The organism is Amycolatopsis sp. NPDC005232, assembly GCF_040607795.1.
Taxonomy (GTDB): Bacteria; Actinomycetota; Actinomycetes; order Mycobacteriales; family Pseudonocardiaceae; genus Amycolatopsis.
Genome location: NZ_JBEXHL010000016.1, coordinates 77,248 through 98,590 on the forward strand (window position 1 = coordinate 77,248; position 21,343 = coordinate 98,590).

The 21,343-nt window shown below is 69.5% G+C and carries 22 protein-coding genes; 14 read left to right on the forward strand and 8 right to left on the reverse strand.

Annotation, left to right across the window (positions count from 1 at the left end):
- Positions 1-35 precede the first annotated feature (35 nt).
- The 7 genes from ABZU76_RS28520 (at position 36) to ABZU76_RS28550 (ending at position 8,642) form a co-directional block, all read left to right on the forward strand.
- Positions 36-1,232, forward strand: a complete 1,197-nt coding sequence (locus ABZU76_RS28520; RefSeq protein WP_354874844.1) for an ROK family transcriptional regulator — start codon at positions 36-38, stop codon at positions 1,230-1,232.
- Between the two features lie 202 nt (positions 1,233-1,434).
- Positions 1,435-3,105 (forward strand): ABC transporter substrate-binding protein, encoded by a 1,671-nt coding sequence (locus ABZU76_RS28525; RefSeq protein ID WP_354874846.1) that lies wholly within the window; start codon positions 1,435-1,437, stop codon positions 3,103-3,105.
- Between the two features lie 21 nt (positions 3,106-3,126).
- Entirely contained in the window at positions 3,127-4,230 is a 1,104-nt protein-coding gene (locus tag ABZU76_RS28530) for an ABC transporter ATP-binding protein (RefSeq protein WP_354874848.1), read from the forward strand.
- Complete coding sequence (locus ABZU76_RS28535; protein ID WP_220244519.1) at positions 4,227-5,207, forward strand: ABC transporter permease; 981 nt, start codon at positions 4,227-4,229, stop codon at positions 5,205-5,207. The genes ABZU76_RS28530 and ABZU76_RS28535 overlap by 4 nt, the downstream gene beginning before the upstream one ends.
- Before the next feature lie 3 nt (positions 5,208-5,210).
- A complete protein-coding gene (locus ABZU76_RS28540) occupies positions 5,211-6,209 on the forward strand; it encodes an ABC transporter permease (protein ID WP_354874850.1) in 999 nt (332 codons plus the stop codon).
- Positions 6,206-7,222, forward strand: coding sequence for an ABC transporter ATP-binding protein (locus ABZU76_RS28545; RefSeq protein WP_354874852.1), 1,017 nt, complete (start codon positions 6,206-6,208; stop codon positions 7,220-7,222). Before ABZU76_RS28540 ends, ABZU76_RS28545 begins: the two co-directional genes overlap by 4 nt.
- 13 nt (positions 7,223-7,235) lie before the next feature.
- Positions 7,236-8,642, forward strand: coding sequence for a GH1 family beta-glucosidase (locus tag ABZU76_RS28550; RefSeq protein WP_354874854.1), 1,407 nt, complete (start codon positions 7,236-7,238; stop codon positions 8,640-8,642).
- Positions 8,643-8,741: 99 nt separating this feature from the next.
- Here ABZU76_RS28550 and ABZU76_RS28555 read toward each other — a convergent pair whose 3' ends face one another.
- Complete coding sequence (locus ABZU76_RS28555) at positions 8,742-9,602, reverse strand: enoyl-CoA hydratase/isomerase family protein (protein ID WP_354874856.1); 861 nt, start codon at positions 9,600-9,602, stop codon at positions 8,742-8,744.
- A gap of 41 nt (positions 9,603-9,643) precedes the next feature.
- Positions 9,644-10,132, reverse strand: coding sequence for a helix-turn-helix domain-containing protein (locus ABZU76_RS28560; protein ID WP_354874858.1), 489 nt, complete (start codon positions 10,130-10,132; stop codon positions 9,644-9,646).
- A gap of 339 nt (positions 10,133-10,471) precedes the next feature.
- Here ABZU76_RS28560 and ABZU76_RS28565 point away from each other — a divergent pair, with 339 nt between their 5' ends.
- Together ABZU76_RS28565 and ABZU76_RS28570 are read left to right on the forward strand one after the other, a co-directional pair.
- Positions 10,472-11,185 (forward strand): DUF2306 domain-containing protein, encoded by a 714-nt coding sequence (locus ABZU76_RS28565; protein WP_354874860.1) that lies wholly within the window; start codon positions 10,472-10,474, stop codon positions 11,183-11,185.
- A 9-nt stretch (positions 11,186-11,194) separates the two neighbouring features.
- Positions 11,195-11,920, forward strand: a complete 726-nt coding sequence (locus tag ABZU76_RS28570; RefSeq protein ID WP_354874862.1) for a decarboxylase — start codon at positions 11,195-11,197, stop codon at positions 11,918-11,920.
- 5 nt (positions 11,921-11,925) lie between these two features.
- On the opposite strand, the gene ABZU76_RS28575 is transcribed toward ABZU76_RS28570, so the two are convergent.
- From ABZU76_RS28575 to ABZU76_RS28585, 3 genes are read right to left on the reverse strand one after another with little or no spacing between them, the layout of a single operon-like run.
- On the reverse strand, positions 11,926-12,657 hold the full coding sequence (locus tag ABZU76_RS28575) for a dienelactone hydrolase family protein (RefSeq protein ID WP_354874864.1): 732 nt from the start codon (positions 12,655-12,657) through the stop codon (positions 11,926-11,928).
- A gap of 60 nt (positions 12,658-12,717) precedes the next feature.
- Positions 12,718-13,857 carry an acyl-CoA dehydrogenase family protein gene (locus ABZU76_RS28580; RefSeq protein ID WP_354874866.1) on the reverse strand — a complete coding sequence of 380 codons (1,140 nt, stop codon included), beginning with the start codon at positions 13,855-13,857 and terminating at the stop codon, positions 12,718-12,720.
- Positions 13,854-16,205, reverse strand: coding sequence for a bifunctional salicylyl-CoA 5-hydroxylase/oxidoreductase (locus tag ABZU76_RS28585; protein WP_354874868.1), 2,352 nt, complete (start codon positions 16,203-16,205; stop codon positions 13,854-13,856). Before ABZU76_RS28585 ends, ABZU76_RS28580 begins: the two co-directional genes overlap by 4 nt.
- Before the next feature lie 68 nt (positions 16,206-16,273).
- On the opposite strand from ABZU76_RS28585, the gene ABZU76_RS28590 reads away from it, so the two are divergent.
- Positions 16,274-16,666: a RidA family protein gene (locus ABZU76_RS28590; RefSeq protein ID WP_285972211.1), complete on the forward strand. Its 393-nt coding sequence runs from the start codon at positions 16,274-16,276 to the stop codon at positions 16,664-16,666.
- On the opposite strand, the gene ABZU76_RS28595 is transcribed toward ABZU76_RS28590, so the two are convergent.
- Positions 16,656-17,504 (reverse strand): PaaX family transcriptional regulator C-terminal domain-containing protein, encoded by an 849-nt coding sequence (locus ABZU76_RS28595; RefSeq protein WP_220244509.1) that lies wholly within the window; start codon positions 17,502-17,504, stop codon positions 16,656-16,658. The genes ABZU76_RS28590 and ABZU76_RS28595 overlap by 11 nt on opposite strands.
- Before the next feature lie 52 nt (positions 17,505-17,556).
- Between ABZU76_RS28595 and ABZU76_RS28600 the strand changes: the two genes are divergently transcribed.
- A complete protein-coding gene (locus ABZU76_RS28600) occupies positions 17,557-18,225 on the forward strand; it encodes a GNAT family N-acetyltransferase (RefSeq protein ID WP_220247163.1) in 669 nt (222 codons plus the stop codon).
- A 49-nt stretch (positions 18,226-18,274) separates the two neighbouring features.
- On the forward strand, positions 18,275-18,838 hold the full coding sequence (locus ABZU76_RS28605) for an oxidoreductase (protein WP_354874871.1): 564 nt from the start codon (positions 18,275-18,277) through the stop codon (positions 18,836-18,838).
- On the opposite strand, the gene ABZU76_RS28610 is transcribed toward ABZU76_RS28605, so the two are convergent.
- Positions 18,819-19,274, reverse strand: coding sequence for a MarR family winged helix-turn-helix transcriptional regulator (locus ABZU76_RS28610; RefSeq protein WP_220244507.1), 456 nt, complete (start codon positions 19,272-19,274; stop codon positions 18,819-18,821). The two genes, ABZU76_RS28605 and ABZU76_RS28610, sit on opposite strands and share 20 nt — an antisense overlap.
- A 122-nt stretch (positions 19,275-19,396) precedes the next feature.
- On the opposite strand from ABZU76_RS28610, the gene ABZU76_RS28615 reads away from it, so the two are divergent.
- Entirely contained in the window at positions 19,397-19,801 is a 405-nt protein-coding gene (locus ABZU76_RS28615; RefSeq protein WP_354874873.1) for a nitroreductase family deazaflavin-dependent oxidoreductase, read from the forward strand.
- 15 nt (positions 19,802-19,816) lie between these two features.
- Here ABZU76_RS28615 and ABZU76_RS28620 read toward each other — a convergent pair whose 3' ends face one another.
- Complete coding sequence (locus ABZU76_RS28620) at positions 19,817-20,968, reverse strand: acyltransferase (protein ID WP_354874875.1); 1,152 nt, start codon at positions 20,966-20,968, stop codon at positions 19,817-19,819.
- Positions 20,969-21,088: 120 nt separating this feature from the next.
- Here ABZU76_RS28620 and ABZU76_RS28625 point away from each other — a divergent pair, with 120 nt between their 5' ends.
- Entirely contained in the window at positions 21,089-21,304 is a 216-nt protein-coding gene (locus ABZU76_RS28625; RefSeq protein ID WP_354874877.1) for a hypothetical protein, read from the forward strand.
- The last annotated feature ends 39 nt before the right edge of the window (positions 21,305-21,343 follow it).

A 21,343-nucleotide genomic window follows, 5' to 3' on the forward strand; every position in this document is an offset into this window, starting at 1 on the left:
TCCCGAACATATGGACGTCTGGCAGAATCCCCCAGGTGACGAGGGTGCTCCGGCAGACAACCCGTGATCTGAGGCGGCACAACCGCGCGGCGCTCCTGTCGTCGCTCTACCTGAGGGGGCCGGTCAGCCGGCTCGAACTCGTCGCCGAGTCCGGGCTCAGTCCCGCGACCGTGACGAACGTGGTCGCGGAGCTCATCGGCGACGGTGTGGTGGCCGAGGCCGGTTCCGTCGAGTCCGATGGTGGCAGGCCGCGCACGCTGCTGCGCGTCCGGCCCGAGTACGGGCAGGTCGTGGGCGTCGACGTCGGCGAGACCCACGTGCGTGCCGGGCTCTTCGACTGCGCGCTGGGGACGCTCGCGACCGTGCAGCATCCGCTCGCGGGCAGCAACCCCGACCCGGCGGAAGTGGTGGAGCTCGCGCGGGCCGGCGTCGCCGAGGTGCTTTCGGCCGGTGCGTCTCGTGTGCTCGGCGTGGGCGTCGGCGTGCCGGGCGCGGTGCGTGACGGCGGCATCGTGCACGCCCCCACGCTCGGGTGGGCCGGGGTCGCCTTCGCCGACCTGCTGCGCGCTCACGCACAGTTCGCCGACGCGCCCCTGCACCTCGACAACCGCGCCCGAACGCTCGGCCAGGCCGAGATGTGGCTCGGCGCCGGCCGCGGAGCCGACCGCGCCGTGATCGCCCTCCTCGGCGTGGGCGTCGGCGCCGCCTTCGTCACCGACGGTGGGTCTTTTCCCGGCATCACGACCAGTGAGTGGGGCCACACCGTGGTGCAGGCCGCGGGCGCCGCTTGCCGCTGCGGCTCGCGCGGGTGCCTGGAGGCGTACGTCGGTACCGAGGCCGTGGTCCGCCACTACGCCGAGACCACGGGCGCCCAGCCGCTGCCCGGCGCGGACAGCGAGAGCCGGCTCGCCCAGCTCGTCGCGCTGGCCGAAAGGTCTGGTCCAGCTGCTGAAACACTCGCCGCGACGGGTGAATACCTGGGCATCGGTATCGCCAATCTGATCAACCTCCTGGCGCCCGACCGGGTTGTGCTGGCAGGCTCGGCGGGAGCGATCATGGGCCCGGCGATCCTGCCGCACGTCCGCGACGCCGCCGCCCGGCACGCGCTCGGCTACCTCGCCGAGGCGACCGTGGTCGAGCTCGGGGAGCTGGGCCCGGAGGCCGTCGCGCTGGGTGCGGCGACGTTGCCGATCGCGGCGCTGCTTGCGTCGGGCGGGCGTTCAGCCGGCTGAATCTCCTTGCCCCGCAAGGAGATCGACAGGCGGACACCGAGCGTGAGCCTTTCTTTCAGTACTTAAACTTAGGCACAAAATGTTACCGCCGTGTTATTGACGTGACCCGAGTCACCCGGGTTGACTCCCTCCTGTCGCGCGGCCGGACCGAGCTGGCGAAGAGCGCGGGCGGAATCCGTAGCACCAGGACCTAGGAGGACGAATGCGAGTGAAGCGCTCCGTCGTCGCAGCGCTCGTCGCCGTGGTGGCAGCCGCGGTGCTCGCCGCTTGTGGCGGCGGCTCGAGCAGTGCGGGTGGCGGCGGCAACGCCGCGGCCGTGCTGAACGTCGGCATGCCGAACGGCCCGCAGGCCGAGAACAACAACCCGTTCCTGGAGACCTCGGCGGCTGCGTCGCTCGGGTACCGCTACGTGATCTACGAGCCTCTCGTGATGCTCAACCGCGTGAAGCCGCAGGAAGCCGGCAAGCCGTGGCTGGCCACGAAGTGGGACTGGTCGGACAACTACAAGAAGCTGGTCCTGACCATCCGCGACGGAGTCAAGTTCTCCGACGGCACGCCGATGACCGGCGACGACGTGGCCTACACGTTCCAGCTGCTGCGCGACAACAAGGCCCTGAACATCGACTCGGTGCCCTATAAGGACATCACCGCGAGCGGAAACCAGGTCACCCTGGGCTTCGACACCTCGCAGTTCGTGAACCAGGTCAAGATCCTGCAGACGATCGTGGTGCCCAAGCACATCTGGTCGCAGATCAAGGACCCGTCCACCGACACCGTGAAGAACCCGGTGGGCACCGGCCCGTTCACGCTGAAGTCGTTCACCCCGCAGACGATCACCGTGAGCCAGCGCACCGGCTATTGGCAGCAGGCGCCGGCGGTCAAGGAGATCCGTTACACCTCCTACAACGACAACAACGCGCAGGTCGCCGCTCTCACCAGCGGTGCGGCCGAGTGGAGCTTCGTCTTCATCCCGAACTACAAGACCGTCTACGTGAACAAGGACCCGCAGCACTACAAGCTGTGGTTCCCGGCCCAGCTCGCGGTGCACGGCCTGTGGTTCAACACGGAGAAGGCGCCGTGGAACAACGCGAAGCTGCGCCAGGCGATCAACAAGGTCATCAACCGCGACGACGTCTTCAACCAGGGCGAGGCCGGCTACTTCTACCCGAAGGCCGACCAGGTCACCGGTATTCCGACGCCGGCGGGCGACTCGTTCATCGCGCCGCAGTACAAGGGTCAGACCGTGAAGGTCGACGTGCCGGGCGCCAAGGCGCTGCTCACCGGCGCGGGCTTCAAGTACAACGGCAACCAGCTCGTGGATCCGAGCGGCAAGCCGGTGACCCTCAAGCTGACCGTGCCCTCGGGCTGGTCGGACTACATCACCGATCTCGAGATCATCAAGGACAACCTGTCGCAGATCGGCATCACCGCCACGGTCGAGAAGATGAACCAGGACGCGTGGACGAAGTCCGTCGACACCGGTGACTTCGAAGGCGTGCTGCACTGGACCAACGACGGTGCCACGCCGTACGACCTGTACCGCGACGTGATGGACGGCAACCGCTACAAGCCGACCGGCCAGGGCGGCATCAACGGCAACTACGGCCGCTTCAAGAACGACCAGGCGACCCAGGCACTCGAGACCTACGCCAACGCCGCCGACGACGCGAGCCGCGCCACCGCGATGAACACGTTGCAGCAGATCATGATCGACCAGCAGCCGATGGTTCCGCTCATGGCGGCCAACTCCGGCGGCGAGTACAGCACGAAGAACTGGACGGGCTGGCCCGACGAAGCCAACCCGTACGGCCCCGCGCAGCCGACCCTGCGCAACGCGCTGGACATCGTCATGCACCTGAAGCCCGCGGCCTGATCTATGGCCGAGGACAACGCAGTGGCCACCCGGGAAGCCACCTCCGCCTCGCTCGAGGCGGGGGTGGCCTCCCCGGCCGGCGAGATCGAAACCGGGGCCTCGGACACGATCGTGCTCGAGGCCTCCGGGCTGACCAAGCACTTCCCCGTGCGCAAGCGCGGGCGCGAGGTGCTCACGAAGGGGCGCCGCAGCGTCCAGGCTGTCGACGACGTCGACGTGGTGCTGCGGCGCGGCCGCGTGACCGCGCTGGTGGGCGAGTCCGGCTCGGGCAAGTCGACCGTGGCGCGGCTGCTCGCCCAGCTCTACCCGCGCACGAGCGGCGACATCCGGCTGCACGGCAAGTCCACGACCGTGAAGGGCGGCAAGGCTTTCCGGGCTTACTGCCGCAAGGTCCAGATGATCTTCCAGGACCCGTTCGCGTCGCTGAACCCCGTGCACACCGTGCGCTACCACCTCACGCGGGCGTTGAAAATCCACGACCGTGCGGGCGCCGACCTGGAGCAGGCGCTGCACGAGCTGCTCACGCGGGTGCAGCTGACCCCGCCGGAGCGCTACGTCGACAAGTTCCCCCATGAGCTTTCCGGCGGCCAGCGCCAGCGCGTCGCGATCGCGCGGGCGCTCGGCGCCGACCCCGAGGCACTGCTGGCCGACGAGCCGGTGTCCATGTTGGACGTCTCCATCCGCCTCGGCGTGCTGAACCTGTTGCGGGACCTGAAGGAACGCCTGCACCTCGCGATCCTCTACATCACGCACGACATCGCGTCGGCGCGCTACTTCGCCGACGAGACGCTGGTGATGTACGCCGGGCGCATGGTCGAGGGCGGCGACTCCGAGACCGTGACGCAGCAGCCCGCGCACCCGTACACGCGGCTGCTGATCGAATCCGCACCCGACCCCGACCGGCTCGACCCCGGCACCGAAGCCACACCGGGTGAAGCGCCGAAGGAGAAGGGCTCCGGCGAGCCGCCGAGCCTGATCGCGCCGCCGTCGGGCTGCCGGTTCCACCCGCGGTGTCCCGTGGCAATGGAACGCTGCAAAACCGACCTGCCGCCGCGGTTCGAGGTGGACGACGCCCCCGGCCACTGGGCCGCGTGCTGGCTGTACGACTCGGCGGTGCGCCCGTGAGGTACCTGCTCCAACGGCTCGGCTTCTACCTGTTCACCGCCTGGGCCGCCGTCACGATCAACTTCTTCATCCCGCGGCTGATCCCGGGTGACCCGGTGCAGTCGCTCATCACGAAGAACCAGGGCACGCTCAGCGCGGACGCGATCCAGTCGCTGTACGTCCTGTTCGGACTCGACAAGAACGAAAGCCTGATCACCCAGTACTTCCACTACTGGGCACAGCTCTTCCGCGGCGACCTCGGACTGTCGTTCACGTTCTTCCCCTCGCCCGTGTCCGAGGTGATCGGCGACAGTCTGCCGTGGACGATCATCCTCGTCGGGTTCACGACAGTGGTGGGCTTCCTGATCGGCACCGGCCTCGGCGTCGTCGCCGGCTGGCGGCGCGGGTCCTGGGTGGACGGTCTGCTGCCCGTCACCACGTTCCTGTCGTCCATCCCGTACTTCTGGCTCGGCCTGATCGCGATCACGCTGCTGGCCGGCCCGGGCAGCTTCTTCCCGGCGTCCGGCGGCTACGACCCGGGCCTGGTGCCCGGGTGGGGCGGCGACTTCATCGGCAGCGCGATCCAGCACAGCCTGCTGCCGGCGATCACGATCCTCATCAGCTCCATGGGCAGCTGGATCCTCGGCATGCGCAACATGATGGTCACCGTCGCGTCGGAGGACTACATCACCGTCGCGCACGCCAAGGGCCTCAAGGAACGCCGCGTGATGGTGAGCTACGCCGCCCGCAACGCGCTGCTGCCGAGCGTGTCGGGTTTCGCGCTGGCGCTGGGTTTCATCGTGGGCGGCACGCTGCTGGTGGAGATCGTGTTCTCCTACCCAGGCGTCGGCTACGAGCTGTTCCAGGCCGTCGGTTCCCAGGACTACCCGCTGATGCAGGGCATCTTCCTCATCATCACGCTCTCGGTGCTGGTGGCGAACCTCCTCGCCGACGTCGCCTACCTCGTGCTCGACCCGCGCACCCGGAAGGAGGGCTGAGCCGTGGCAATTCCCGTAGCCGACCTCAAGGCCGCCGCGCCCGAGCCGCTCCCGGCCGACGCGATCGCCGGGCCCGCGGCGAAACGCCGTCGCTTCCGGTTCCTGACCGGCGGCAAGACGATCACCGGGCTCGTGGTGCTGGTCTTCTTCGTGGTCATCGCGTTCATCGGGCCGTGGATCGCGCCGTTCGACCCGTCCGCGCGCAGCAACGACCTGCTCGAATCTCCTTCGGGCAAACACTGGTTCGGTACCACGCACCTCGGCCAGGACATCTTCAGCCAGGTCATCGTGGGCACGCGCAGCGTGATGCTCGTGGGACTCACGGCCGGCATCGTGGCGACGATCCTCGCCGTGATCGTCGGTGTCACGTCCGGGTATCTCGGCGGGACGCCGGGTGAGGGCCTGTCGGCACTGTCCAATGTGTTCCTCGTGATCCCCGCGCTGCCGCTGATCATCATCATCGGCACGGCGCTGCCCAGTGGTGGCGATTACCTGGTGGCCGTGATCATCGGCCTCACCTCGTGGGCTTGGGGCGCGCGGATCCTGCGAGCGCAGACACTTTCGTTGCGCCGTCGCGAATACGTCGAGGCATCCCGCGCGAGCGGTGAGTCGACGTGGCGGATCATCTTCTTCGAGATCCTGCCGAACCTCACCGCCGTGATCGCGTCGAGCTTCGTGGGCACGGTGGTGTTCGCGGTGATGTCCGAGATCACGCTGGCGTTCGTCGGCGTCTCGAGCTTCTCGGAGTGGAACTGGGGCACGATCCTGTTCTGGGCGCAGAGCCAGCAGGCGCTGGCGCAGGGCGCGTGGTGGTGGTTCGTGCCGGCGGGGCTCGCGATCGCGATCCTCGGCACCGCGTTGTCGCTGCTGAACTTCGGCATCGACGAGTTCGTGAGCCCGCGGCTGCGGTCGAGCGGCAAGACCAAGGCGAAGAACGCCGAGGGCAAGACGGTGCGCCTGCGCGTCGGCTTCACGCCCGTGCTCGGCCGGGAGAAACAGTGATCGAACCCGTACTCGAGATCAAGGGCCTGGACGTCGACTACGGCCTCGGCGCCGACGCCGTGCACGCGGTGCAAGACGTGAACCTGACGCTGCACCGCGGCGAGGTGCTCGGTCTGGCCGGCGAAAGCGGCAGCGGAAAGTCCACTTTGGCCTACGGCCTGACCCGGCTGCTCCCGCCGCCGGGGGTGATCCGCGGTGGCAGCGTGGTCTACCACCCCGGTGACGGCGAGCCGTACGACGTGCTGAAGCTGACTCCCAAGCAGCTGCGCGACTTCCGCTGGGCCGAAACGTCCATTGTGTTCCAGGGCGCGATGAACTCGCTCAACCCGGTGCACAAGGTGTCGGTGCAGCTGATGGACGTGATCAAGGCCCACGATCCGCGCAGCACCAAGGCGGCCCGGCTCGCCCGGGCCCGTGAGCTGCTGCGCTTGGTGGGCATCGCGGCCGACCGGCTCGACGCGTACCCGCACCAGCTTTCCGGCGGCATGCGCCAGCGCGTGATGATCGCGATGGCGCTGGCGCTGGAGCCGCGCGTGGTGATCATGGACGAGCCCACCACGGCGCTCGACGTGGTGATGCAGCGCCAGATCCTGGCGCAGCTCGTGGAACTGCGCGAGCGGCTGGGCTTCTCGGTCCTGTTCATCACCCACGACCTGTCGCTGCTGGTGGAGTTCTCCGACCGCATCGCGATCATGTACGGCGGCCGGATCGTGGAGCAGGCGCGCGGCGTGGACCTGTACCGCGATTCGCTGCACCCGTACAGCGACGGCCTGCTGCACTCGTTCCCCGCGCTGCGCGGGCCACGGCGTGAGCTCACCGGCATCCCCGGTTCGCCGCCCGACCCGCGGTCGCTGCCGGTCGGGTGCGCGTTCTCACCGCGGTGCCCGCACGCGTTCGACCGCTGCACCACCGAGGTGCCGGTGCTCGGCGTGCCCGCCGATCGTGACGATTCCGCGCGCACCGTGGCGTGCTGGCTGCACCCGGCCGACCCCGTCGCCGCCGTCAAGTCGTAGATAAGGAGACCCCTTGACCGAGACCACCGACGCTGCGACCCGCGAGCAGCAGGCGCTGATCGACTCGCTGCCGCCGGACTTCCGGTGGGGCGTGGCGACGGCCGCGTACCAGATCGAGGGCGCGGTGGCCGAAGACGGGCGTACACCGTCCATCTGGGATACCTTTTGCCAGGTCCCGTGGGCGATCGACAACAATGACAACGGCGACGTCGCGTGCGACCACTACCACCGCATGCCCGAGGACGTGGGGCTCGTCAAGGAGCTCGGCGCCGACACCTACCGCTTCTCCGTCGCGTGGCCGCGCGTGCAGCCGCGCGGCAAGGGCCCGGTCAACGAGGCCGGGATCGGGTTCTACGACCGGCTCGTGGACGAGTTGCTGGCCAAGGACCTCGCGCCGTGGCTCACGCTGTACCACTGGGACCTGCCGCAGGAGCTCGAAGACGCGGGCGGCTGGCCGGCGCGCGATACCGCGTACCGCTTCGCCGACTACTCGATGCTGGTGTTCGACCGGCTGAAGGACCGCGTGCGGCACTGGACCACGCTCAACGAGCCGTGGTGCTCCGCGATGCACGGCTACGTGCACGGCGTGATGGCCCCGGGCCGGCGCGACTTCGCGGCCGGCATGAAGGCCATCCACCACTTGCTGCTCGGCCACGGCCTTGCCACGCAGCGCATGCGCGAGGCTGCACCCGAGGGCACGCAGTTCGGCATCACGCTCAACATGGGCACGTCCGACGCCGCGTCCGGCAGTGAGCTCGACCGCGAAGCCGCGCGCAACGCCGATGGCATGGGCGTGCGCGTCTACCTCGATCCCTTGGTGCGCGGTGAGTACCCGGCGGATGTCGTTGCGGACATGGCGGTTCGCGGTTCTTCACTGCCCATTGAGGACGGTGACCTCGCGGTCATCTCGACCCCGCTGGACTTCCTGGGCGTGAACTACTACTTCGGCCAGCAGTACTCCGGCGTCGACGAGCAGGGCCGCACGGTCGGCGAGGACGGCTTCCCGGTGCAGCGCGCGGTGCCGTTCGGCGAGCCGACCACGGCCATGGGCTGGGAGATCCTGCCGGGCAAGTTCACCGAGCTGCTCACCCGCCTCGGCCGCGACTACCCCGGTTTGCCCCTGTACATCACCGAAAACGGCTCCGCGTTCGACGACGCGCCCGACGCCGACGGTTTCGTCCGCGACGAGGGCCGCACGGCTTACCTGGCTTCGCACCTGGCCGCGGTGGCCGCCGCGCGTTTGGAAGGCGCGGACATCCGGGGCTACTTCGCGTGGTCTCTGCTGGACAACTTCGAGTGGGCGTATGGCTATGCCAAGCGCTTCGGCCTCGTGCGCGTCGACTACGAAACCCAGGTGCGCACGATCAAACAGAGCGGCCTGTTCTACCGCGACACGGTGCGCCGGGTCCGCGGTTCCTGACTCACCCCGGGGGGTGGATCCGAAGGGCGCCCGCGCTACCCGCGGGCGCCCTTCGACACAGGGCGAATCAGGCGAAAAGCACCGGGCACTGAACGAGTTTCACACCATGTCGCTTTCCGGCTGCCGTCCGAGGTGGTAGCCAAGGCGCTTTTCGTAGTCGCCCGCCTGGTTGCGTCCGGCGGCGATCGCTGCCGGCAGTCTGCGCTGGGACCCGGGCCAGCCGAAGGACGCGAAATAGCTGTCGTAGGAGGATTTGATGTCCTCGGCCGACGGCAGTGTGTAGCGGTTGACCTGTTTTTTCACCGCGGTGATCGAGTCCTTGTCGAATGAGGCGATCCGCCGGGCGAGCGCGTCCACCAGCTCGTCGAGCTCGGTGTCGAGGACGGTGCGATTGACCCAACCGTACCGCTCGGCCAGCTCTCCCGAGTAGTCATCGCTGGACAGCGCGACCTCAAGCGCCCGTGCTCGCGCGAGCAGCAGCGGCAGATGCTCCAGCCCGCCGCCACCGGGCAGGTTGCCGTTCGCGGTCTCGGGCTGCCCGAACAGCGCCCGCTCGCTGGCGAAGCGCATGTCCATCGCCAGGGCGAACTCGCTGCCCACGCCCCGGACTCGCCCCCGTATTTTCGCAATCGACACCACGGGCAGGCGTGACAGGCGGGTGCTGGTGTCGATGACCAGTGGGTAGCCGGTCGCTCCGAGGTCCTTCGGCGTCTCGGCGACCCGGGAAGTGTCGTAGTGGTTGAGGAAGTAGTCCGGGTTGGCCGACTCGAACACCACCACCCGCAACTCGGGCGCCGCTTCCATCTGGCTGACCAGCGCCGGCAGTTCAGTCAGCATCTCCGGGGTGACCAGGTTGATCGGCGGGCTGTCGAAGGTGACTCGCCACAGGCGGGAGGTCTCGGCGGTCACGGAGAAATGGGTCCACTGCTTCACGGGTGTGCCTTCTTTCTTGTCCGACACAGTGGTGGACCTTTGGCCGACACAGCGTTCGAAACGGTGGGTCAGGCGGCGTCGGCGAGCCGCACGGGCGGACCGTCGGCGCCGGGTCGGGTCCACTCGGTTCTCTCGGTGGTCAGGGGTTGGTCGCAAGTGGTGCACCAGTCCGCGGACCGGGCCGGGTTGCCGCACACGGTGCAGGTGATCGCCATCGGCCTCGCCCACTCCGGCGCGGTGGTGTGCGCGGCACCCCACTGTGCCAAGGCGTGCAGCACAGGCAGGGCGTCGTGCCCGGCGTCCGTCAAGCGGTACTCGACGCGCGGTCGGACCGACCCGCCGTAGGGGACGCGCGTGACCAGGCCGGCCTCGGTCATGCGGGTCAGCCGGGCCGACAGCACCTTGTCGGCCACGCCCAGCTCCACGCGCAGGCCCTCGAACCGGGTGTTGCCGGTGAACAACTCGCGCATGATCACCAGCGTCCATGCGTCTCCGAGCACATCAAGGCCGCGGGCGATCGGGCACGCCTTGTCCGACCAAACCGACCGGAGCGGCATCGGATTTCCTTCCCTTAAGAAAGCTAATACAGGCACCGTACCCCACGCCACGGCAGATCGCAAAAAGGGACAAAGGTGCCGGACCGGTGGTGTTTCCCGCGCGGCGCCGTCGCGCACCTCAGCCAGGACCCGCGCCCGCCTCCGGGAGCCGGGCCAGTCGCACCGACGCGGGACTCAGGAGGTACGGAAACCAGTTCTGACCTGTGAGAATCACAAGCTCGGCCCATTCGAGGGTAAGGCTGCCCCCACCCCCGCGACGCCGGTTCGCACCATCGCTCGGGCGTCTCGCCGGCCCTAACGTCGAACGCATCAGGCGCGACGACGACAGGGAGAGCGATGATGACGGCGACGGACCTGCGACCACCGCGAGTGGAGCACCCACCGGCGGGGCGGCCGCAGCGCAAGCGCCGCCCGTGGATCGGGGTGCTGGGGCTGGTCGTGGTGGCCTTCCTGGCGTACTCGCTGCCGCCCTACCTCGCGCTCGACCCGGCGCAGTCGCGCGTCCCGGCCCCGGCCGGCTTCGGCGCGCACTACTGGTTCCTCGTGGGCCATGTCGTGTTCGGCTCGATCGCGATGATCTGCGCGGTCGTCCAGATCTGGCCGTGGATCCGCCGCCGCTTCCCGGTGGTGCACCGCTACGCAGGCCGCGCCTACGTGTTCGGCGGCGTGTTGCCTTCCGGCGTGATGGCCCTGACGATCGGCGCCGCCAGCCCCTTCGGCCCCGCCACGCGAGCCAGCGACGTCATGCTCGCGGTCATCTGGATCGGCTGCACCTGGGCCGGCTACCGCGCCGCTCGCGACGGCCGCTTCGGTGACCACCGCCGCTGGATGATCCGCAGCTTCGCGCTGACCATGTCGATCATCCTCAACCGCCTGATCTCGCCGATCGCGATGATCATCCTGGAACCCCAGATCGCCACCACCTTCGGCGGCAGTGAGGTCGCGTTCATGCAGTCCATCGCGGCCATTGCCGCCTGGGTGAGCTGGACGGTCGCGCTGGTCGGCGCCCAGCTGTGGCTGGAGCGCAAGCCGAAGAAGGCCATCGCCGCCTAGCCTCGGCCCATGCGACTCGGCCTGCTCTACCCGACCAGGAACGCCGGTGAGGACGACTTCCTCGACCTCGCCGGCCGGCTCCGTCCGGCTCTCGACGTGGCCGTCCGCTACTTCCCGTGGCCGTCCGATGTGGACGACGTGGGGGAGCTGGACCTCGCGGAAGTCACCGACGCCGTCCGCCGCCTGGGCTCGGACGACCACCTGGCAACGGCCCTGCGCGACCTCGAACCGTTCGACGCGGTCGCCTTCGCCGTCAGCAGCTCCAGCTTCCTGACCGACACCCGGCACCAGCTGGAGACCCTGCGCCGTCTCTCCGGCACCCCGGCCACCAGCACCACCGCCGCGTTCCAGGACGCGATCCGTTTCCTCGGCTTCGACTCGGTCGCCTTGGCCTCGGTCTACCACCCGAGCCTGTCCGACCGGTTCATCGCGCGAATCCGGGAAGCCGGTGCCGAGGTCGTCCACCGCGTCGACGCCTCCGCCGGCTCCGACCGCGAGCTCGCCGCGTGGCCGGCCGAGCGGATCATCGACCTCGTCGCGCGGGCCGCGCACCCGGCGGCGCAGGTCGTGCTCCTGCCGGAAACCGCCCTGCACGCCAACCGCCTCACCGCCGACCTCGAACGGGCCGCCGGCTGTCCCGTCCTCACGGCCACCCAGGTCACGCTCTGGGCCGCCGCCCGGCTCGTCGGAGCGCAGCCCACCGCCAAGGACGCCGGTCCGCTTTTCCGCTCCTAGCTGACCTAGCGCGGCAAGTTCTCCGCGTACAGCCCGGCCAACGCGGCCCAGTGACGTTCCGCGGCGGCATGGTCGTACGTGTCGTTGTCCGGCACCGCGAACCCGTGCTTGGCGGGATACGTCTCCAGCGTGTGCCGCACACCTTCGCCGACGAACGCCCCACGCAGCCGCTCGAACTGCTCGGGCGGGAACGCGCCGTCGTCCTGCGCCGCCGCGACCAGCACGGACGCGCGGATCCGGTCGGCCAGCAAGTGGGGGCTGTCGGGATCGTCGGCGGCGAGGTTGCCGCCGTGGAACGAAGCGGCGGCCGCGACGCGCGACGGAAAACGCGCGGCGGCCCACAGCGAAAACCGCCCTCCCATGCAGTACCCGGTCGTCCCCACCAGCGAGCCCGCGACTTCGCCGCGCACGGCCAGGAAGTCGAGGTACGCGCCAGTGTCGCGCACCGCCATCTCCGCCGTCACGCTCCGCGCGAGCCGCGTCAGCCGCTCGCGTTCCGAGGGCACGGTGAACACCGTGGTGACGTCGAATGGCGCGTACGGGGTGCGGTAGTAGCCGTCCGGCAGGAGGACGACGTAGCCGAGCGTGCAGAGCCGGTCCGCCATCTCGGCGAACGTCTCCCGAACGCCGGCCGCGTCGGCGTACAGGATCACTGCGGGGCCGGCGCTCAGCGGCGTGTGCAGTGTGGCCGTGCAGAGGCCGTCCGGAGTGGTGATGGTGACCGCGATCCTCGACATGTCGCCAAAACTACCGGCCGCCCCAGAACAGGGGCACGGATATCGCGCTGAGCGGAAACTTCAGGAGCGCAGCGACCGCGCGATGATCGTCCGCTGGATCTCCGACGCGCCTTCGTAAATCCGCGGCGCCCGGACCTCCCGGTAGAGGTGCTCCAGCAGGTGCCCGCGCCGCAATGCCCGCGCGCCGTGCAGCTGCACCGCGGAATCCACGACGTACTGCGCCGACTCCGTCGCGAAAAGCTTCGCCATCGCCGCGCGACCGGCCAGGCCGGTCTCACCCGCGTCGTACGCGGAAGCCGCGGCGTAGACCAACAGCCGCGCCGCCTCCGTCCGCGTCGCCATCTCCGCGAGCGTGTGCGCCACGGTCTGCTGCTTCGCCAGCGGCCCACCGAAAGCGATGCGCGACCCCGTGTACTCCACGGTCGCGTCGAGAGCGGCCTGCGCCATCCCCACCGCGAACGCCCCCACGCTCGGCCGGAACAGGTCCAGCGTCCGCATCGCGACGGCGAAGCCGCGGTTCTCCTCTCCCAGCAGCTCGTCGCGGTGCACGCGCACACCGTCGAACTCCAGCGTGCCGATCGGGTGTGGGCTGACCAGGTCGAGGTGCTCACCGGACAGGCCCGCGCGGTCGCCCGGCACGACGAACGCGCTCACACCCCGCGAGCCGGCGTCCGGCGTCGTGCGCGCGAAGACGGTGTAGAAGTCGGCCTCGGGTGCGTTGGAGATCCACATCTTCTGTCCGGTGAGCCGCCAGCCGTCGCCGTCGGGCTCGGCCGCCAGCTGCAGGGCGGCCGCGTCGGAACCGGCGTCGGGCTCGGTCAGCGCGAACGCCGCCACCGCGTCGCCCGCTGCTACGGCCGGCAGCCAGCGCGCGACCTGTTCGTCCTTTCCGGACTGCAGCACGGGGTAACTTCCCAGTCCCTGCAACGCGAGCGCCGTCTCGGCCTCGGTGTTCACGGTCGCCAGCGCTTCGCGCAGCAGGCACAGGTCGAACGCCGCGGCCTGGCGCGTCGGGTTACCCGCCGAGACGCCGGGGAACAGCCGCGCCAGTAGACCGTGCGAGCCCATCGCCTTGAGCAGCGGCCGGTTCACCGCGCCTTCGTCGCCGGCCTCGGCGAGCGGTCGCAGCTGTTCCGTGGCGATGGTGCGAACGGACGCAGTGAAAGCCTGCTGGTCCGGCGTCAGTGCGAAGGCGTTCATCGGTCCCTTTCCGGTCGCCAGCGGGCGTGCGCGGTCTGGTGCCCACCGGTGCGTACGAGTTCCAGCCGTGGCTCCGGCCCGTCGGTGCGGCCCGTCTGCGGTCGGCGCTTCCCGGCCGCCCACGGCTTCGGCCACGGCATCACGTAGTCCTGCTCCGCCGCCGCGTGCAACGTCCACTGTGGATCGTAGAGGTGCGTGCGCCCGAGTGCGCACAGGTCGGCGCGGCCGGCGAGGATGAGCGCGTTCATGTCGTCGTACGAGGAGATCGCGCCGACGGCGATCACGGCCGTGCCGTACTTGAGCCCCACCTCGTTGCGGATCCGGTCGGCGTACGGCGTCTGGTAGCTGCGGCCGAACTTCGGCTTCTCCTCGCTCACCACCTGCCCGGTCGACACGTCGACCGCGGCGGCGCCGTGCTCGGCGAACGCCGTCGCGATGGCGACGGCCTCGTCGGCCTCGATCCCGCCGTCGTACCAGTCGCTGGCCGAGATGCGGACCGTCATCGGCCGCTCGGCCGGCCACACCTCGCGCACCGCGTCGAACACTTCGAGGGGGTACCGCAGCCGGTTCTCCAGCGAGCCGCCGTACTCGTCGGTCCGCTGGTTCGTGAGCGGCGAGATGAACGACGACAGCAGATACCCGTGTGCACAGTGCAGCTCCAGCAGATCGAACCCGGCGCGCCCCGCCGAGCGCGCCGAAGCGACGAACTGCTCACGGATCTCCGCCAGTTCCTCGACGCTCAGCTCACGCGGCGTCTGGCTGTCCGGCCGGTACGGCAACGGCGACGGTCCGCAGACCTCCCAGTTGCCCTCCGGCAACGGGTCGTCCATGCCCTCCCACATGAGCTTCGTGGAGCCCTTGCGCCCGGAATGGCCCAGCTGCAGGCCGATCTTCGCCGGCGTGCTGCCGTGCACGAAGTCGACGATGCGTTTCCAGGCCTGCTCCTGCTCGTCGTTGTACAGCCCGGGGCAGCCCGGCGTGATCCGCGCCTCGGGCGACACGCAGATCATCTCCGTCATCACCAGGCCGGCGCCGCCGAGCGCCTTGCCGCCCAGGTGCACGAGGTGGAACTCGCCGGGCACCCCGTCGACGGCCATGTACATGTCCATCGGCGACACGATCACGCGGTTGGGCAGCTCCAGCTCACCGATCTTCACGGGCTGGAACATCGGCGGCGCGGGTGTCGTGCCCAGCGAGCGCGCGAACCACTCGTCGAGCTCCGTGGCGAACTCCGGGTCGCGCAGCTTCAGGTTGTCGTAGGTGACGCGGCGGCTGCGCGTGAGCAGGTTGAACGCGAACTGCTCTGGCTCCTGGTGCGTGTACTGCGCGAGGTTCTCGAACCACTCCAGGCTCGCCTGCGCCGCGCGCTGCGTCGACTCGACGACCGGCTTGCGCTCGGCCTCGTACGCGGCCAGCGCCTCGGGCACGGTGTCCTGCTCGTGCAGGCACGCGACCAGCGCCAGCGCGTCCTCCATCGCCAGCTTCGTGCCGGAGCCGATGGAGAAGTGGGCGGTGTGGGCGGCGTCGCCGAGCAGCACCACGTTGTCGTGCACCCAGCTTTCGCAGCGGACGGTGCCGAAGGTGTTCCACTTCGAGTTGTTGGCCAGCACGTGGTGGTCGCCGAGGACGTCGGCGCACAGCTCGCGGATCAGCTCGATGGACTTCTCGTCGCTCTCGCCCGGCCCGAGATCGGTGGCGGCGATCGGCGCGAACGCCTGCTGCCACACGTCCTCGTGCAGCTCGAGGATGAACGTGCTGCCGTCGCGGCCGTAGGGGTAGCCGTGGATCTGCATGATCCCGTGGGGCGTCTCGAGCACGTGGAACTTGAAGGCGTCGAAGACGAGGTCGGTGCCGAGCCAGATGTAGCGGCAGCGGCGCGACTCGAGGGTCGGGCGGAACGAGTCGGCGAACCGCCGGCGTACACCCGAGTTGACGCCGTCGGAGGCGATCACGAGGTCGTAGTCGCGCGAGAGCTGCTCCGGGTCGGGGGCCTCGGTGCGGAAGCGCAGGTCGACGCCCAGCTCGCGGCAGCGTTCCTGCAGGATCGCGAGCACGCGCTTGCGGCTCATCGCGGCGAACCCGTGGCCGCCGGACGTGTGGACCTCGCCGCGGTAGTGCACGTCGATGTCGTCCCAGCGCGCGAACTCGCGGCTCATGGCCTCGTGGACCTGCGCGTCGGCGGTCTCGATGCCGCCGAGCGTCTCGTCGGAGAACACCACGCCGAACCCGAAGGTGTCGTCCGGCGCGTTGCGTTCCCACACCGTGATGTCGTGGCCTGGCCCGAGCTGTTTCGCGAGGGCGGCGAAGTACAGGCCCGCCGGGCCGCCGCCGAGAACCGATATCCGCACGAGAGCAAGGATATGTCGCCTGACATACGATCGTCAAGAATGCGATACATGAGCTAGGCTTCCGCGACATGGAGCGCATCAACCCGCCCGAGCTGGGCCGCCCGTCCGGTTTCTCCCACGCCGTGTCCGCAACCGGACAGCTCGTGTTCCTCGCCGGACAGACCGCCCTCGACGCCGAGGGCAAGATCGTCGGCGACGGCGTGGTCGAGCAGTTCTCCCAGGCGCTGGGCAACCTGCTCACGGCCCTGCGCGCGGCCGGCGGCGAGCCCGCGGACCTGTGCAGCGTGACCATCTACATCGTCGACATGGACGACTACAAGGCCCACGCGCGCGAGATCGGCAAGGTGTGGAAGAGCCTCGCCGGCACCGAGTACCCGGCGATGGCGGGCATCGGCGTGAGCCGGCTGTGGGACGTCGAGGCGCTGGTGGAGGTGCAGGGCTTCGCGGTGCTCAGCCGCTGAGGACCTGCAACAGGTACTCGCGGGCCGGGGCCTCCAGGCGTTCGTGGAGCGCGAAGAACACCTCGGCCGCGCGGATGCCGGACCAGTCGGCAGGCAGCAGTTCGGCAGGCAGCCCCGGGTCGAGGTAGGGCATGCGGCGCCACCCGGTGAGCACGCGCACGTAGTCGGCGAACGCCTCGTCGCCGGGCACCGTGCGGCGGCGCTTCCAGCGGTCGAGCACGGGGGCGTGCTCGTCGAGGAACGCCGTGTACAGCTCGTCGAGCTGGTCGAGGTCCCACCACTCGCGCACCTTGTCCTGTGCGTTTCCGAACGCCAGGTGTTCGGCGCGGAACAGGTCGGCGTAGCTCGCGAGGCCCAGGCGGGTCAGCGCCTCGGCCGTGACCTGGTGCAGGTGCGCGGGCGCGATCCACACGCCGGACGACGCCGTGCCGAACCCGAGCCGCGCCAGCTGCGTGCGCAGGACGTGGCGCTTGTGGCGCTCGGTCTCGGGCACGGAGAACACGGCGAGCAGCCAGCCGTCGGCCAGCGTCGCGCGGTCGCGGCGGAAGATGCGGTCGTCGCCTTCGCGCAGGATCGCCAGCGCGGTGTCCGACAGTTCGTAGCCGGCGGTCCCGTCGCGCCGCACGGCGTCGAGGATGCTCCGGCGCTTGAGGCGCGAGATCGACGAGCGCACCGCCGGCTCGTCGACGCCGAGCGCCGCGAGCAGGTCGATGAGCGACGCCACGGACAGCCAGCCACCCTCGATGCGGTGGTAGAAGCCGTATACGGACACGATCAGCTGCCGAGGCTGGGCGGCACGCCCGGCGTCGAGCTCGGTTGACTCCGGTACGGCCGTCACCTGGTCACCATAACAACCGCGGGCCGTGACTGCGGGTACCATTTGGCGCGCGATGGTGAACCTGGGTGAAGCACCGCTGTTCGGCCGGTTGACCCGCCGAGGCCGGCTCATGGCGAAACGCACCTGCGACCGCAGGGGCCACGCGTTCGCCATCGGCCGGTTCCTCTTCCGCACCCCCACTGCCTGGGAATACGCCGCCGCGGTGGCCTCCGGCAGCGATCCGGCCGCCCAGCGGTGGCTCGGCTGGCTCGCGGACTCGGTCATCGCCGAGCCCCTTCGGTCCGAGGCCCTCCGTGTGACGCCCGGCACCGGGCCGGCTTGGACCTATCCGGATCCGCAGTCCGTCGACATCGTTGCCATCGACCTGCGGGAGAACCGGTGCGCCGGGCTGGTCAGCGTGCACGCCGGGGAGAACGGCGGTCCGGAGACGGGCGGGTACCTCGCGCCGGCGTATCGCGGGCGCGCGCTGGGGCGGGATCTGTTCACGGCTGGGTTGGTGCTGGCGCACTCGCATCTCGGGCTGCCGCGGGTTCGGGCGGGGGCTGAGGTGGGGAATGTGGCGAGCGGTCGGTCCCTGGAGGCCGCCGGGATGCGTCGGGCGGCGGGGCCGCCTCGGTACACGCTCCCGAACGGGCGGGTGAGCGAGGCTTGGTGGTATCAGCACGATGCGCCGCGGCCGCATCGGTGTGAGGGGCCGCAGGCGGAGTGGTTGGCTTTTTGAGGTGACACTTCGGCCGGCACCGATGCTTCCCGGCCCTACCGTCCCCAGCATGGATTCCCACGAGCTCCTCACCAACGCACCCGTGCCGCCCGTCGCCGTGAACATGGCCTGGTTGCGTGCGATGGTCGCCAGGTTCAGCAGCGGCGAGGATCACGCCAGGCGACGCGAACTGGTCATCGAGGAGCTCGCCAGGGCGGAGCCACGAGCGCTGAGAGAAGCAGCGAACCCTGACCAAGGACCGGTCGAGATACTCGCCGAGGTGCTCGGGTTCGAGGTCGACCCCGGAGATGTCGGCAAAGTGGCGAAGGCCTACCAGCCCCACTTCCCCCAAAACGCCGAGGCCGACGAAGCCGTAGCGCGGCTGGTCGAAGCACTGGGACAACCCGACGAGCGAACAGCCGCCAAGGTCGGCCTACTGGTCCAGGCCGCGGCCACGGAGAGCCTGATCAAGAACACCCAAGGCCCACCCGTCCCCAGCACCCGCCGCTGGGTCGACGGCGCCGAAGTCACCGTCGATCTCAAGGATTTCCCCTTCGGCATCGGCCCCCACGCCTGCCCGGGAGAAGCCCACGCCAAGGCCCTCGCTGAAGGAATCAGCAGCACCCGTCCGTGAACTCCTCCGAATAGGTCTTCAAGGTGTCGATCACCAACGCCCTCTCGACCGGCGACAACGGCGCCAGCGCCCGCTCCCAAGCCCGCGCCCCCGGGGCCAGCCAGGCGTCCACGGCGGCGCGCTGGGAAGGGCTGATGCTGACGATCGTGCGGCGGCGGTCGGCCGGGTCTTCGTCGCGGGCGAGCACACCCTGGCGTGAGAGGTCGCCGATCATGAGGCTGGCGGTGGTGGGGGCGATCTCGAGGCGGCCGGCGAGCTCGGTGACGGTCATGGGGCCGTCGAACAACAAGATGGACAGCAGGCACAGGTGGCGCGGCGCGAGCGACAGGTCCGCGAGCTCGGGTGGCACCGGGGTGCGCTTGCCGCGGCCGGCCAGGCGGGGCATGAGCAGCAGCAGCTCGCGCACGCCGTCCTCGAGGCTCGGTCCGGTGGTCATCCCGCTCCTTCGACCAGAACCACGCAAAACACCTTGTCGCGCAAGAGGGTACCTCGCATTGACATCAGTTTTGCAAACAAAGTAAGTTTGGTCGCAAAACCAAACTGGAGGGACACCACCCCATGTCGGACTGGAACCAGCAGATCATCGACGAGTTCCGCGCCAACGAAGGCAAGGTCGGCGGGATGTTCGAGGGCGCGAACATGATCCTGGTGACCCACACCGGCGCGAAGAGCGGCACCCAGCGCGTCGCGCCCCTGGTCTACACCACCGACGGCGACCGTTACGTCATCGCCGCGTCCAAGGGCGGCGCGGACACCAACCCGGACTGGTACCACAACCTCGTGGCCAACCCGAAGGTCACGCTGGAGATCGGCACCGAGAAGTTCGACGCCACGGCCAAGCTGATCGAGGACCGCGCCGAGCGTGACCGCCTCTACGCCGGCATGGCCGCGCACATGCCGGGCTTCGCCGATTACGAGAAGAAGACCACGCGCCTGATCCCGGTCTTCGTGCTGGAGCGCTGAGCGCGCCCGAACCGCTCAAACGCTCGCCGGCACCGGCGCCGCGTCGGCAGGAACCGTGGCCCGTGCGGCCTTGCGGGCCTGCCGGCGCGTGAGCAGCCGCTTGCCGGTCGCGATCATCGGCTGCTCGACCCAGCGGTGGATCAGGTCGGCGATCGCGAGGTCGACCAGGAACACCGTCACGGCCGTGATCAGCCGGTTGCGGTCCAGCCCCGGAACGGCCTGCACCACCACGAAGTGCACCGGGCCCTGCAGCAGGTACAGCGAATACGACCGCTCGCCGACGAACCGCATCGGCGCCGTCGAGAGCAGCCAGCGCGCGGGGCCCGGTGACAGCAGCACGATCAGCAGCAGCATGGTGAGCACCGCGTACCCGAGCAACACCAGCAGGTTCTGCCGCGTCTCGCGCCACAGCGGGTCGAGGTTCGCGTGCAGCGCGAGGAACCCGGCGACGATCGGGATCGCGGCCAGCGGGTGCGTGAACGGCCGCAGCACGGCGAAGCTGCGCCGGTAGTGCAGCAGGATCGCGAGCAGACAGCCGCCGAGCAGGATGGCGTAGTGGACGCTCGAGCGGTAGATGGCCGTCGGCGAGAAGTCGAGCAGCCAGCCGCCCGTGGTCAGCGGTACGAGCGCCAGCAGCACGGCCATGGCGGCGAGCACCAGCGCGAGCTTGCGCCGCGCGGCGCCGATGCCGATCGCGACCAGCAGGAACGGCCACACCAGGTAGAACTTCTCCTCGATGCCCAGCGTCCACGAGCCGGAGAAGAAGTTGTCGGAGCCGTTGCCGTGCGAGCCGGGGAAGAACTCGTTGAGGAACGTCAGGTAGTACTTCAGCGCGTGGGGGAAGTCGCGCGCGAGGAACTCGCCGCGCAGCAGCACGAACGCGATGATCCCGCCGAGGATCACCAGGTACGGCGGCAGGATCCGGAACACGCGCCGCACGTAGAAACCGCTCAGCGAGATGCGCCCGGTGCGGTCCTGCTCGCGCAGCAGCAGCGTCGTGATCAGGAACCCCGACAGCACGAAGAAGATGTAGACGCCCACCCAGCCCGACGGCCACACGAACTTCGGCCCGGCGAAGTGGAAGAACACGACGATCGTCGCGGCGATGGCGCGCAGGCCGTCGAGGCCGGGGAACCTGCGCATGCCGAGGTACTCGTCATGGCTCATCGTTCGCAAGAAATCGACCCCAATCGCCTGGCTGCGGTGGGAGTATAGGTGGACGATCACGGGCACCCGCGCGGTGGGTTCGCGCCCGTGACCTGCGAATTACTCTGGGTGGTGGGGGCTGTGACGCTGCTGGTGATCCTCGTGGGAGCCGTGGTGGTCGTGGTGGCGACCGCGGCGATGTTCGACATCCGGGCACACCGACGCGGCCGTCGCGCCGCCGAAGACGGCTGGGACGCGCTCAAGGAGACGCGCCGCGATTTCCACGCCGCCGAACTCGCGCGATACCAGAGCAGCGACCTGTCCTGGCTCGACCGCGTCCGCCGGAACAAACGCTGACGGCCGGCGGACCCGCGAAGGATCCACCGGCCGCCGTCG

What these genes read in the sequence shown, in the direction of transcription:
- ABZU76_RS28525 (WP_354874846.1), top strand. Translation starts at nt 1,435, where the DNA reads ATGCGAGTGAAGCGCTCCGTCGTCGCAGCGCTCGTCGCCGTGGTGGCA.
- ABZU76_RS28560 (WP_354874858.1), bottom strand. Translation starts at nt 10,132, where the DNA reads ATGCCGCTCCGGTCGGTTTGGTCGGACAAGGCGTGCCCGATCGCCCGC.
- ABZU76_RS28565 (WP_354874860.1), top strand. Translation starts at nt 10,472, where the DNA reads ATGACGGCGACGGACCTGCGACCACCGCGAGTGGAGCACCCACCGGCG.
- ABZU76_RS28570 (WP_354874862.1), top strand. Translation starts at nt 11,195, where the DNA reads ATGCGACTCGGCCTGCTCTACCCGACCAGGAACGCCGGTGAGGACGAC.
- ABZU76_RS28575 (WP_354874864.1), bottom strand. Translation starts at nt 12,657, where the DNA reads ATGTCGAGGATCGCGGTCACCATCACCACTCCGGACGGCCTCTGCACG.
- ABZU76_RS28580 (WP_354874866.1), bottom strand. Translation starts at nt 13,857, where the DNA reads ATGAACGCCTTCGCACTGACGCCGGACCAGCAGGCTTTCACTGCGTCC.
- ABZU76_RS28590 (WP_285972211.1), top strand. Translation starts at nt 16,274, where the DNA reads ATGGAGCGCATCAACCCGCCCGAGCTGGGCCGCCCGTCCGGTTTCTCC.
- ABZU76_RS28600 (WP_220247163.1), top strand. Translation starts at nt 17,557, where the DNA reads ATGGTGAACCTGGGTGAAGCACCGCTGTTCGGCCGGTTGACCCGCCGA.
- ABZU76_RS28605 (WP_354874871.1), top strand. Translation starts at nt 18,275, where the DNA reads ATGGATTCCCACGAGCTCCTCACCAACGCACCCGTGCCGCCCGTCGCC.
- ABZU76_RS28610 (WP_220244507.1), bottom strand. Translation starts at nt 19,274, where the DNA reads ATGACCACCGGACCGAGCCTCGAGGACGGCGTGCGCGAGCTGCTGCTG.
- ABZU76_RS28615 (WP_354874873.1), top strand. Translation starts at nt 19,397, where the DNA reads ATGTCGGACTGGAACCAGCAGATCATCGACGAGTTCCGCGCCAACGAA.
- ABZU76_RS28620 (WP_354874875.1), bottom strand. Translation starts at nt 20,968, where the DNA reads ATGAGCCATGACGAGTACCTCGGCATGCGCAGGTTCCCCGGCCTCGAC.